This window comes from Parazoarcus sp. PS-13 R2A, from assembly GCF_057621855.1.
Genome location: NZ_JBYEXN010000042.1, coordinates 1 through 12,776 on the forward strand (window position 1 = coordinate 1; position 12,776 = coordinate 12,776).

Below are 12,776 nucleotides of genomic sequence, written 5' to 3' on the forward strand. Positions count from 1 at the left end.
ACCTTGGGCTGCGTACGAGGCCCCATTTGCATCAGTCCTTGTGCCGTTCCTAGGGCTTATATGCGGCGGTTGGCAACAACCTTTTCATCCCGTTCTGGGACCACAATGAAACAAATATGTGTTTGCCAATGTGAGTGTTTGTTGAGATGCTTTTCTAATGATTTCAGTACCTTGTTTGAAGCTCTTTGCAAACACGCCGGCTTGTGATCAAGACGCTACCGGTTGGTAGCCCCTCGGGCTGTAACTAGGATGTGTCTACGAGATACTGCAGCGATGAAACTTACGAGGAGGCGTGCCATGGACTGTGAGACGCTGCCTGATTTCTCAAGGCTATCGGAGGACGAACGTGCGTCGTATATCGACGAACTTGCGCACGATGTATGGTCTGACTCGGACGCTGCGGTGCAGTATCTGACGACGCCATCGAAACACTTTGGGGGAGTGTCGCCGGTAGATATTTCAAGATCGTCAGACGGTGCGAGCAAGGTATGTATTCAGCTGTTCAGGCTCTATTACGGTATTTTTCAGTGAGTGCTGATCTGATTTGTATTTCCTGAAGCAACGTACCTTGAGTCGAGTTCGGTAGCTCTCCTCTGGTTTCATGCCTCTGGCTCTCGGCAGGAGGCCACCACCTTGTTGCCGTCCAGATCGAGGATGTAGGCGGCGTATGCGTTTGGCGCGAATGGGCGTGGCCCTGGGGCGCCTGCATCGGTTGCGCCGAGCTCCATGGCACGTCGATGAAACTCTCTGATCGACGAACGGTCTGGCGCCAACAGGCCAATGGTTGTGCCGTTGCCATGGCTTGCTGTATTTCCGTCGCGTGGGTAGAGGACGATGAACTGGGGGTGCTCGTGACCCCAAGCGCAAGCCTTGCCTTCAACATGCATTAAACGCTTCATGTGCAGTGGTTCGAGTACGGCATCGTAAAACACCCTGGCACGCTCGAGGTCCGAAGTGCCAAGGGTTACATGGGTAAAAATGCTCATGATCGATTCCTTTGTGCGGGCGTCGTCGCAACTATCGTTTGCTGACCTTGATGTCAGTCGTTTCAAGGTCCCAAGTGTTCGGGGTCTTTCCTTCGTCTCTCAATTGATACTTGAGAACGCGACCCTGCGGATTCTTGGGCATTGAGTCGCGGAACTCGATATAGCGGGGCAGGGCGTAATAGGGAACGGAATCGACGGCCCATTTGAACAGGTCTTCTGGGCTCAGAGCACAGCCTGGTTTGAGGATGGCAGTGACTTTGACGTCGTCTTCGCCTTTGTCCGATGGAACAGCGTGAACCGCGACTTCCTCTATTGAGGGATGAGCGGCGAAGGCTGCCTCCATTTCGAAGCTGGAGATATTTTCCCCACGACGCCGCAGGTAGTCCTTTTTGCGGTCGACAAAATAGAAGAAACCTTCGTCGTCGAATTTTCCGATGTCGCCCGTGTGGAACCACATGTTGCGCATCAGCTTCATCGTGTCGGCAGGACGTCCCCAATATCCCATGAACATGATATCTGGGCGCTGGGGTCTGACGACGATCTCGCCCGGCGTGTTGGCGGGTAGTTCGCGGTCGAGGTCGTCAACGATGCGCACATCGAAATCCGCAATGCGCTTGCCTGACGAGCCTGGCGCTGCATATTCGCCACCAGGCAGCGATGTGATCACGCTTGCCTCGGTGAGGCCGTAGCCGTTGCCCCCCACTTGCTTTGCGCCAAAGCGCTCACGCCAGATTCGCTTCGAGTCCTCTGTAAATGGGTTTCCTCTGACGGTGTGGATCTGGCCGAAACAGCGTTTCATGGACTCGTTGTCGGGTGCCAGTGCGAGCAGACCACCCATACCTCCGAGGATTGACGCGATGGTGGCGCCGCTGCGCTCGACCTCCTGCCAGAAATTCGATACCGAGAATCGCTGTACGATTGCAACTCGCGCACCAACCATGATGTTCGACAGAATTCCAACGCACAGCGCGTTCATATGGAATAGCGGAAGCGGTGTGATCGTCACATCGTTCTCTGTAGCTGGACCTGCACGCAATTGAAGGCGCGCAAGATTACACATGTAGTTGTAGCTGAGCATGCACCCTTTGGAAGGTCCGGTTGTTCCAGACGTATAGACGATGCATGCAAGCTCCCAAGGGTTGGGCTTGGTTTCGATTGGAGTTTGGTCTGAACCGCGATGCTCATCCAGCGGTGCCATCTGAATTGAGCAGGGCGGAAGCTCGGTTGCGACGCCTCGGTACAGGATTAGACGCACATCTGACAGCCCGTCTGCCACCTGTGCAATCCGCTCAAGATAGGCCGCTTCGCAAATGACGATGGCAGCTTTGGAATCGGCGATCTGGTGGCGCAGGAACTCGCCTCGAAGAGCCGTGTTGACTGGCACGCTTACGGCACACAGTTTGTTGATCGACAACCAGCTGGTAACCGCGTCGATGTTGTTGTCGAGCATGCTCAGCACTGTATCGCCAGACTTGACGCCGAGCGTTGCGAGCGAGTTTGCAAAACACGTAGAAAGCTGATCTAGCTCGCCGTAGGTGAATAGCTCGCCACCGAAATCGAGCAGAACCCGGTCAGAGTGTGCGGCGACTGCGCGATCCAGCGCAGCAATTACCGTATCTTGCTGACCAACCGACCATGATTCCGGATTACCCATGCCTGCCATGCTCTCGTCTCCTGTGCCCAAGGGATGCCCTACCGGGCTTTGCGTGCCGTTAGAATGATTTTGGATGCAAAACATAAACAGAAAACGCAAAACTGTCAAACAAACAACGGAAAGACTTCGGTCGCCTGGGCGAAGTGATGCCTCGCTTTCGCGAGAAGGCTACAATCCGGCTATGAAAAAGGGAGACGTAGTAATGGAGGATGTGAGCGCGATGCCTGAGGGTGACGTAGCGCCGAAGAGCGCGCGCACGAAAAAGGCCTCTGGCGCGGACGCGGGGACTGGCAAGGTGCGGGCGGTACGCCGGAATCGGCGATCCGACAGCACCATTCAAACGATTCTAGCGGCTGCAGAAGAAGTGATTCTGCAGTCAGGGGCGGATCGAATATCCATACTCGACGTCTGTGTGCAAGCGGGGATTTCCCGCGGTACGTTCTACCGCTATTTTTCCTCACAAGAAGACTTGCTTGATGCTTTTTCGCGCCACAAGCGCGACCGCTTTCATAAGGCCCTTGGTGAGGCGCTTGAGCCCTACGTCGACCCCGATGAGCGCTTTGAGGCGGTAGTCCGCTTTATCGATGACTACCTCGAGAACAGCCGCTCAAGGCGCCTGCTGATTGTTGCACCTGAGTATGCGATGCGCTGGTTTCAGCGCATCTTCCATGACTCGGTTGTCCGTTTCCAGGATGCGCTAAGTCTCGTATTTGATGCTTGGGAGACCCGGGCAGGAATCGTTCTTGATCGTGAGCTTGTGTGCGAACTCCTTGTTCGCTACATCCTCAGTGAGCAACTTGTTCCCGCTGGTCCCGAGCGGAAAAATCTGCCACGTCGTCTTGAGCGGCTTGCCTCCATGTTGATGTCGGGGCGTATTGCACGACGCTGACGTCTGTCTGAAGGGCGCTTTGACTTGACGTCAAACCGAACTTCTTTGTCCCTTCCGCTGGCGTGCTTCAATCTTTATTGCGTGTTCAATCGAACACTGCCATCAAAGAAGAAGATCCGGCCCCCCGGAAGGAGACTGCATGAATACGCCCAACCAGTACGACGTGGCAATTGTCGGTGGTGGTCACAATGGCTTGTCTGCCGCCTGTTATTTGGCTGAGGCAGGCAAGCGCGTGATCGTCATAGAGGCCCGAGACAAAGTCGGAGGGATGGCCTCCAGTGGTTACCTCATTCCCGAGGCGCCGCAACACCTGATTCATCCATGCGCACTCGACCTGATGTCGTTGCGTGTTCATCCAATGATGCCTCAGGAGTTGCAGCTTGAGCGGCATGGATTTCGTCAGGTCGAGATGTCGCCGGGTTACGTCTACGCGCATCCAGACGGCAGTTCTCTGATTTTCTGGCGAGACCCGGCGCAGACCGCAAATGAGATCGCACGCTATTCGGCGCACGATGCCGAGGAATTTCTGTCATTAATGACACTGGTCAATGCTTTTGTCGACATGGCCGTGCCCATGATGCGTGTTGATCCCATGCAGCGGAATTTCAGAGCAAAGTGGCAGGCTCTTAAGGCCGTGCTACGAAATCGTCATCTCAAGCCTGAGATCATGGCGCTGGTTGGTAGTCCGGCTTACACCTCGATCATGGAGCGCTTTGAGCATCCCGTCGTGCAATCGGCATTGTGCTGTTTGCTTGGCGCGGCGGGGCCGATCGCCAACGAGGCGACTGGGATTTACTTCGCTTTGCTCGGATTCATTCATCGCTTCGGTCTTGGACGCGCTGTGGGCGGCATGCAGACGCTGTCGAATGCGCTGGGTGCGCGGTTGGCCGAGCTTGGTGGTGAGATCATACTTTCTGCACCAGTCGCTGAAATCGTCGCGGAAGGTGGCAAGGCGACCGGTGTCCGGCTGAAGGACGGGCGCCTCATTAAGGCCCGTGCCGTGGTTGCGTCGATTCATCCCAAGATGGCGCTGGAGATGGTTACTCCGGGAGCGCTCGACCGTCGCACGTTGACGCGGGTTGCGCTGGCCCCGTCGAACGCGCATGGTGCATCCCCGCTAAAGGTCGATGTCGCGCTCAACGGACTGGTTAGCTATCAACGTCTCGAAGCAAAACGGAACGATGGGATCAGCTTGCGCAAGTGCGTGATTCTGATCGGTACCTCGGAAGGCGTGCTGGACAACTTCCGCTGCGCGGCTCGCGGAGAGGTCTCGAATCAGCCGTACATGTGGGTTACGGCCCCCACTGCCGTTGATCCGACACAGGCACCGCAAGGACAGGATGTCGCCTACCTCTACCCCGTCGCCATGCCGGTCGAGCCGCGTGAGGGCTGGGAGGTTCTTCGCGACACGGTTGCGCAGCAGGTGGTGGATCAGGCTGCCAACTACATGGAAGGCCTTAAGGAGTTCGAAATCGCCCGACGCATCGAAGCCGCACCGGATTTGGCCGCAAGGCTAAATGTACATCGTGGTTGTGTTGTGCATATCGACACCAGTACGACCCGGTCTTCATCAATGCGCCCTGCTGCGGGTCTTGGTGGCGACACCTTGCCCATCGCAGGTTTGTTTCTCGGCGGCGCGGGTATTCATCCTGGTGGCGGGGTCAACGGATTGCCCGGCCGTATTGCCGCTGGTCGTGTGAAGCGGTTCCTGGCTGCTTGATCCTCTGTGTGCCCGTACGGCGGAGGTGTGGCGGTTTCAGATCAGTTCCGCTGCTCGGGTGGCAGAGGACGCTTTAGTGAATGGCAGTCACTGCGCTTTGCCTCGATTGCAGCCATTACGAAATCCACTGAATAGCGCCGCCAGATGTCGGCATCCTCATCGCGGTTTAAATCGAGTCCGCACAGGGTCGCTACCGTGTAGCGACTCACGTAGGCGCTTGTCGTTGCTTGCACCGCGGCAGCGAGGAAGAGGTCTGGATCGACATCCGACCGAAACTCGCCAGCCCTCATACCACGCTCGATGATGTCGCGCATCTTTTCTTTCAGCTTGGGAGCGAGATCCGTAAAGCTGTTGCGCGGTGTGATGTGATTCTCGTGATAGCGAATTCCCTCTTGGGCGAGTGCGCTCAGCATTGGATCGCTATAGGGGCTGATCATGTGATTGAGTAACGTGCGCAGCGCCTCTCGCGGCGGAAACTGGTCCAGTTCGATGGCGACCAGATCGATCATAGTTGTTGCCGATGATTCGTCAAGCACGCACGCAAAAAGCTCCTCTTTGCTTCGGTAGTAGTGATAGACGAGTTGCTTCGTCACGCCCGCGGCCTGAGCGATGTCATCGATACGCGCATCTGCAAGGCCTTTGGCCGCAAAGGCCTGGCGCGCCGCTTCCGCAATTCGTCTCAGCGTCTCGCGTTTGTCGGGGGATGGACGCTCTGACGGCTTGCCTGAGTTTGTCATGGGATTCTGAAAGGGTAGGACATAAGGACAAGCGTAACGCACTTGACTCGAGGTCAAACGAAGCGCGGCCCAGATTCAGTCTTGGTGGACGATCTCACGATAACATGTGATCAGAAACTAAAAAAATGATCATATTTTACGGCCCAGTGCCATGTGAGCATAACAAGGAGACTGAATTGAGCAGCGATCTGAACGACCTCGACCTGAAGAGTGCCTATACGGCTGTTTCCGACACCTACAAGGGTACTGGAGACATCCACGCAGCCTGCCGCGAGATGCGTGACAAGTCTCCGATTTTTGTGGGTGACTTCATCAAGCAGTTTGGCGTGCCAACCAATGCGGGTTTGCAGCAGGGTACGCGTCCGACCTTCGCGCTTTTTCGTTATCACGATGTGATGAATGTGTTGCGTGATGCAACCACATACACAAACAGCTTCATTCTCGAGGGCCTGGGCGCTGCCTTCAGCGACGGGCTGTTCATTCTAGGCATGGACGGAGAGGCACACCGTCGCGTTCGCGCGCTGTTGCAGCCCGCGTTCATGCCCGACACCGTGAACAAGTGGCGTGACACGATGGAAACGCTGATCAGGAAGGATTTTCTGGAGCCGCTCGTGCCACAGAAAAAGGCCGATCTGATGGAGTTCGGGCTCTACTTTCCTATCCGCATCATGTACGCCCTTATGGGCTTTCCGACCCAGGATACCGACAAGTACAAGAAGTACGCCGCCTGGACGCTGGCGATGGTCGGTGGGAATCAGATTGATCCGACCAAGGTGGAAGAGGCCCGTCGTAATGCTGGCACTGCAGCCAAGATGCTCTACGACTCGATCATGGAGGTCGTTGTTGCACGGCGTGCCGCAGGCAGCCAGGGTGACGACCTGATCGGCCGCTTGCTGCGTGCGGAATACGAGGGCGAGGGGCTCGACGACCATCAGGTCGTCACCTTCGTGCGCTCGCTACTGCCTGCGGCGGGCGAGACCACGACGCGTACGCTGGGGTCGGTGCTGACCTTGCTGTTCAACACACCGGGCATGCTTGAGCGCATCAAGGCGGATCGCAGCCTGGTGCCCAAGCTGATCGACGAGACCATCCGCTACGAGCCACTGGCAACGTTCAAGGTGCGCGAGGTCGCCAAGGACGTGGAGTTCTACGGCGTGAAGATTCCAAAGGGTTCTTTCGTGCAGTGTCTGGTTGTCTCGGCGAACCACGACGGCGAGATTTTCGAGAACCCGGATGTGTTTGATATTGATCGCAAGCAGAAACCAAGTTTCGGGTTCGGGTTTGGGCCGCATATGTGCATCGGTCAGTTTGTTGCTAAGGTCGAGATCGCCTGTGCGATCAACTCTATCCTCGACCTTTTCCCCAACATTCGACTTGATCCTGACATGCCGCCGCCGGTGATCGAGGGTGCCCAGTTGCGTGGCGCATCCCATGTGCACGTGATCTGGGATTGAGGCAGGAAGCGGCCCATGAGAACCTTCAAGACAATCCCTCAGCGAGGCGACTTCGCTTATCAATGCCTGGTTGCCCCGCAAAAGGTGAGCGGAACGAAGCTGGCAGACCTACGAGACCATTTCGGGCTAAAGCTCACAAAGCACATGCCGTTCGGTAGCGTACGGGACGAGGAGGGGCATATCTACTCGGTCGTGCGCGCGGTCAATGCTCCCAACAGCACGCCGAATCCGACCAAATTCATTTACCAGTCGACACGGATTGATAACGCCCATATCCGCGTGGACAAGGAACGGATCGCGCCGCGGGCGATGACAATGTTTCCCAAGCGCTGGCTCGAAGGCGATACGGCGTGCTGGTCGAGCATTGACGGAGAGCCGGGTGAGCCGTGGCTGATCACCGCTTCCGGGGAGCGTTTCAGCTGGAAGGAGGACGGCCTCCTCGACATCGCCGGCTCGCTGATTGGAAATGGAATGCAGTGGTATTTACCCGGTGAGCATTGGGGCACCTTCTACGTATCACAACTCTACGATGTGGCTGGTACTTGCGAAGGACGCCCTGTGAAGGGGGTGATCGCGCTCGATCAGGCTTGGATGGCAGAGGGAGGCGCCATTCACTTCCAGAAAGACCTTGTAGTGAACAACAAGATGCACGTCATCTGGTGGAGTTTTGCCACAATTTACACGGACGGCAGTTGGGATGCGGGCTCGTTCATGGTGGGCCATGACAATCTCGGCTATGCAATCTTCCAGAATGATCGCGGCGAGGTGTACTGCACGACCGACATCGAGGGCGAAGTGCGACACAAGGACGGCAGCTACTTTGCCGAATACGCCCGTATCGTTGTCGATGGCAAGGAAGCGTGGGAGTTTTTACCCGATCCGAAGGGAGAGATGATGGATTTCGTCGGAGGCTTTCCCATCACCGCGCAGCAGGAGGGGCGATGGCGAAAAGTAGGTGACGAGCGCGAACCCGATCGCTGGATGGCCTGGGGCGAATCCGATCGTCGAAATGGTTCGGCACGTAACCGGTATGGATGCGATCTCTGAACTGCGATACCCCCTTCTCAACCCACTGACAGGACTGGACATGAGTATCGACGCGAACGCAATTGAACACTTCATTCACACGCAGATTTCCTGCTGGAATCGTAATGATAAAGACGGCTTTCTTGCTGCCTATCGTGAAGCCGCTCCGGGAGGCCTGTCGATCGAGTATGTCGGCCGTCCGGCAGCAGACGGCTGGGCAGTTCTTGAGGGCATGTGGGAGCAGCAGAACGCAAAGATCGAGATTGAAGAGGTCACGATGATCGTGAATGCCAACGAAGCAGCCTGCCATAACCGGAACAAGGTGAAGGGTGCGAGCATGGCCATCGAGACTATCGAGGTCTATCGGTTTGGCGAGGACGGCACACTTTCCGTTCGCTACTTCATTCGTCACCCATGATCTGGGCGCTATCGACAGGCACGTCCGCGTCAGATAAAGTTGTACACAAAAATATAAAGTGATCAATAAATAGGAGGCCTCAGCGATGGGACGTGTGGACCCCGCAGCAATCGAGCGCTTCATGCGCGGTCAGGTGAGGTGCTGGAACGCCCACGACAAGCCTGGTTTCATGGCGCACTATCGCTCAGTCGCATCAGAGGCGCTCGATATTGCATACGCCGGACGTGACGAACAGCAGGACGGGTGGTTTGTCATCGAGGAGATGTGGGACAAGCACAACGAGCGCTTCGAGCTTGAGGTGCTCAACACCATCATCAACGGCGACGATGTCGCGGTACATCATCGCAACTGCATCCGTGGCACTGATCTAGTGATCGAGAGCATCGAAACCTACCGCTTCTCGCCTGGCAGGCTCTCGGTGTGCTATTTCCTCCAGCCGCCGTCGAGCGCAGAAGTCGATCTCGCGCAATTCCGCGGATTTGCCTGACGCAACACTGCTTGACCCAGGCCTCCATTCTTGCAGGAGAAATCTGTGGCGCGTATTCCGCCTGTTCCACTCGATGAGTTGCCGCCCGCGCTTGCGGGCGCTGTCGCGAAAGGTCTTGCAAACCGGATGCTGAGCTCCCCTGTGCCAGTGCAAGTCTGGGCGCATCGCCCTGACATTGCGCAGGCTTGGCTTGCGGCACTTGAGACAATGCATTTGCACGGAGTACTTGATGCGCGTCTAAAGGAGTTGGTGCGGCTGAGGATCGCTGCAATCACGACATGTAAAGCCTGCCAGGTCGCGCGGAAAAACGATGATGTGAGCGAGGAGGATATTTCGTGCCTCGGCAGCGACGATCCGCGCTTCTCTCCGACAGAGCAGGTCGCGTTGCGTTATGCCGAACTCTTTGCCGGTGACTATCTGTCGATCGACGATTCCATCTTCAAGCGATTGGGTGAGCATTTCACGGCAGCCGAGATTGTCGAACTCAACATGTTCTGCGCACTGATGCTGGCCGGAGGACGCATGACCTACGTTCAGCAGGCCTACGAGGAATGATGTGATGAGCGCTACCGCGTGAATGCAGAGCCCGCGGAGCTGACTACTGATAGCAACCCCATGCGCGGTGCGCTCTTTGCCTTGATCGTTTGCCAGGTAGGTCTGCATGCGTGCCTGCAGGGTGCTCGTCTGGCGGTTCCGCTCTCGGTTCTGCGAATGGGCCATGACGCATGGTCGGTTGGCGTGGTGATGATGATGTTCGCCATTATTCCGGCCCTCTTTGCGATTTCGGCCGGACGTCTTGCGGATCGTCGGGGTTATCACTTTCCTGTCCGGATCGCAGCCGCACTCTCGCTCAGTGGCACTGTGATCGGCGCGTTGATGCCGAGTTTTGCCGGGCTATGCACTGCGGCTGCACTATGCGGAGGTGGCGCCGGCTTCGGCATGATCGCAATTCAACGTACGGCAAGCCGGTTTGCGCGCAACGACGCGGACCGGTTGCGGGTGTTCAGCTGGATTGCCTTGGCTCCCGCGCTTGCTGCACTGCTTGGCCCGCTGCTGGCGGGCACGTTGATCGATCACTTCGGCTTCCGTATTGCCTTCGTCGGTCTTGCCATGCTGCCGGTGATTTCGCTCCTTGTTACGTGCGCCGTTCCACATGAAGTGCCGGTCGCTATCGATGCCAGCGTACGAAAAAAGTATTCGGTGCTAGAGCTACTGAGAATGCCTGGTTTCGCACGTCTGCTATTCATAAACTGGCTTGTTTCCGCAAGTTGGGATGTGCACGGCTTTGCCCTTCCCGTGCTTGGCGTGGAGCGCGGCCTGAGTGCATCGACCTTGGGCGCGGTGCTTGCTGCTTACGCTGTGGCCTCGATGGCAGTGCGCCTGGTAATTCCGTTCATTGCGGAGCACCTTCCTCGCCGTCACCTGCTCCCCGGCGCGCTGGCATTGACCTGTCTTGTGTTTGCCCTCTATCCCTTGCTCGAAAGTGCATGGGCGATGGCGGGCTGTGCGGCAGTGCTGGGGATCGCATTAGGCGCGATTCAACCGGCGATTCTGACCACTCTGCACAATGTCACGCCACGACAGCATCACGGTGAGGCACTCGCGCTGCGCTCGATGTCCGTTCATTTGTCGATGATGGGGATGCCGCTGATCTTTGGCCTGATCGGCGCGAGCGTCGGTGCGGCTGCGCTGTTCTGGGTGATGGCGGTTTCACTCGGTATTGGCAGCCTGGAGGCCCGGCGCCTTGCGGCAGCACATGACTAGGGCAGGTTAGCGGAGGCGGATGGTCCGCGCTAAATAGTTACTTGGCGGTTGATAAGATATAAGGCACTATTCTAAAAAGTGTTCAATAAACGTCGAGGCGGGCCCGTGCAAATCCCGCCGGGACCGTCAAGACAGTAAGCCGACGAGGAGACAGATCATGAACAGTGCCAAGAATGTGACGCTTGAGGATGCATTTGCCGGGGTGGCTGATAATTATCGTGGCGAGGACGTCGATCTCAACGCGATCTATCGCGAGATGCGCAAGAACTCGCCCATCATTGCCGAGAACTTCATGGGCAAGCTCGGTGTCCCGAACATCGCCGGCCTCGATGCCAATCGGCCCACGTACACCGTGTTCAAGTACAAGGACGTGATGAACGTGTTGCGCGATGCGACCCACTACACCAGTGGATTCATCGCAGAGGGACTCGGCGCCTTTTTTGACGGCCTGATCCTTACCGGTATGGATGGCGAGGCACACAAGAAGGCTCGGGGACTGCTGCAGCCGATCTTCATGCCGGATGTCGTCAATACGTGGCGCGACAGCAAGATGGACCCGATCGTGCGCAACGAGTATCTCCTGCCAATGGTGTCGGAGAAGAAAGCTGACCTGATGGAGTTTGCGCTCTATTTTCCGATTCGCCTTATCTATGCGCTGATTGGATTTCCCGACGATAAGCCAGAGAAGGTCAAGCAATATGCGGCATGGGCGCTGGCGATTCTTGCCGGCCCTCAGGTCGACGCCGAGAGGGCTGCGCTCGCACGCAAGGCTGCAATGGAGGCGGCGAAAGCACTCTACGATGCAGTCATGGAGGCTGTGGTCGAGGTCAGGCGCAATGGCGCCGAAGGCAACGATCTGATCAGTCGGCTGATTCGTGCCGAGTACGAAGGCCGCAAGCTCGACGACCACGAGATCACCACTTTTGTTCGCTCGCTGCTGCCTGCTGCGGGTGAAACCACAACCCGTACCTTTGGCTCACTGATGGTCCTGCTGCTTGAACGCCCCGAGTTGCTCGAACGGATCCGCAATGATCGCAGTCTCGTGGGCAAGGCTATCGATGAGGCTATCCGTTTTGAGCCGGTGGCAACCTTCAAGGTGCGTCAGGCAGCGGAGGATATCGAGCTTGCGGGCATGCATATCCCTAAGGGCGCAATGGTGCAATGCATCGTCTCATCGGCCAACCGCGATGAAGAGGTCTTCGAGAACAGCGAAACCTTCGATATCGATCGCAAGCTCAAACCGTCTTTCGGCTTCGGCTTTGGCCCGCACATGTGTATCGGTCAGTTCATTGCCAAGACCGAATTGCAGGTGGCGCTCAATGCAGTGCTTGATTTGCTGCCCAACATACGCCTGGATCCTGACTTTCCCGCACCTCGTATTACTGGTGCGCAGCTGCGAGGGCCGCATTCCGTCAGGGTCATCTGGGATTAAGCAAAAAGACGGCTAGTCGAGCCCGATTGCCCATGGGGGAGACCTCATGATGGTTTTCAGGCTCTGCCCTTCCGTGCGTTCCCTTCGCATGGGAAGCGTGCTGTTGGATGAAGACCGTAGCACCAAGGATTGTCTAGATGTCTGTCCAAACTGGACTCGCCAGAGGTCCAAATCTTTCCCCGCTTAATGTTGCCGCCCGCGCTGCGGCG

General features: G+C 56.9%; 13 protein-coding genes. 10 read left to right on the forward strand and 3 right to left on the reverse strand.

The window, feature by feature from the left end; genetic code table 11:
- The first annotated feature begins 297 nt into the window (after positions 1-297).
- On the forward strand, positions 298-531 hold the full coding sequence (locus AC22G6_RS21450) for an antitoxin Xre/MbcA/ParS toxin-binding domain-containing protein (RefSeq protein WP_159099363.1): 234 nt from the start codon (positions 298-300) through the stop codon (positions 529-531).
- A 68-nt stretch (positions 532-599) separates the two neighbouring features.
- On the opposite strand, the gene AC22G6_RS21455 is transcribed toward AC22G6_RS21450, so the two are convergent.
- A complete protein-coding gene (locus AC22G6_RS21455) occupies positions 600-986 on the reverse strand; it encodes a VOC family protein (protein ID WP_108947916.1) in 387 nt (128 codons plus the stop codon).
- Between the two features lie 31 nt (positions 987-1,017).
- On the reverse strand, positions 1,018-2,649 hold the full coding sequence (locus AC22G6_RS21460; RefSeq protein ID WP_108947917.1) for an ATP-dependent acyl-CoA ligase: 1,632 nt from the start codon (positions 2,647-2,649) through the stop codon (positions 1,018-1,020).
- Positions 2,650-2,842: 193 nt separating this feature from the next.
- Between AC22G6_RS21460 and AC22G6_RS21465 the strand changes: the two genes are divergently transcribed.
- Together AC22G6_RS21465 and AC22G6_RS21470 are read left to right on the forward strand one after the other, a co-directional pair.
- Positions 2,843-3,529: a TetR/AcrR family transcriptional regulator gene (locus AC22G6_RS21465; protein WP_487368463.1), complete on the forward strand. Its 687-nt coding sequence runs from the start codon at positions 2,843-2,845 to the stop codon at positions 3,527-3,529.
- Between the two features lie 139 nt (positions 3,530-3,668).
- Positions 3,669-5,249: a phytoene desaturase family protein gene (locus AC22G6_RS21470; protein ID WP_487368464.1), complete on the forward strand. Its 1,581-nt coding sequence runs from the start codon at positions 3,669-3,671 to the stop codon at positions 5,247-5,249.
- A 41-nt stretch (positions 5,250-5,290) separates the two neighbouring features.
- On the opposite strand, the gene AC22G6_RS21475 is transcribed toward AC22G6_RS21470, so the two are convergent.
- Positions 5,291-5,986: a TetR/AcrR family transcriptional regulator gene (locus AC22G6_RS21475; protein WP_487368465.1), complete on the reverse strand. Its 696-nt coding sequence runs from the start codon at positions 5,984-5,986 to the stop codon at positions 5,291-5,293.
- A 176-nt stretch (positions 5,987-6,162) separates the two neighbouring features.
- Here AC22G6_RS21475 and AC22G6_RS21480 point away from each other — a divergent pair, with 176 nt between their 5' ends.
- The 7 genes from AC22G6_RS21480 (at position 6,163) to AC22G6_RS21510 (ending at position 12,567) form a co-directional block, all read left to right on the forward strand.
- On the forward strand, positions 6,163-7,440 hold the full coding sequence (locus tag AC22G6_RS21480) for a cytochrome P450 (protein ID WP_487368466.1): 1,278 nt from the start codon (positions 6,163-6,165) through the stop codon (positions 7,438-7,440).
- A 15-nt stretch (positions 7,441-7,455) separates the two neighbouring features.
- Positions 7,456-8,487, forward strand: coding sequence for a hypothetical protein (locus AC22G6_RS21485; protein WP_108947920.1), 1,032 nt, complete (start codon positions 7,456-7,458; stop codon positions 8,485-8,487).
- 40 nt (positions 8,488-8,527) lie between these two features.
- Complete coding sequence (locus tag AC22G6_RS21490; protein ID WP_108951145.1) at positions 8,528-8,884, forward strand: Cif family virulence factor; 357 nt, start codon at positions 8,528-8,530, stop codon at positions 8,882-8,884.
- Between the two features lie 85 nt (positions 8,885-8,969).
- Complete coding sequence (locus AC22G6_RS21495) at positions 8,970-9,371, forward strand: Cif family virulence factor (protein ID WP_487368467.1); 402 nt, start codon at positions 8,970-8,972, stop codon at positions 9,369-9,371.
- Between the two features lie 45 nt (positions 9,372-9,416).
- Entirely contained in the window at positions 9,417-9,926 is a 510-nt protein-coding gene (locus tag AC22G6_RS21500) for a carboxymuconolactone decarboxylase family protein (protein ID WP_487368468.1), read from the forward strand.
- A gap of 156 nt (positions 9,927-10,082) precedes the next feature.
- A complete protein-coding gene (locus tag AC22G6_RS21505; RefSeq protein ID WP_487368469.1) occupies positions 10,083-11,135 on the forward strand; it encodes an MFS transporter in 1,053 nt (350 codons plus the stop codon).
- A 157-nt stretch (positions 11,136-11,292) separates the two neighbouring features.
- Entirely contained in the window at positions 11,293-12,567 is a 1,275-nt protein-coding gene (locus tag AC22G6_RS21510; protein ID WP_487368470.1) for a cytochrome P450, read from the forward strand.
- Positions 12,568-12,776 lie beyond the last annotated feature (209 nt).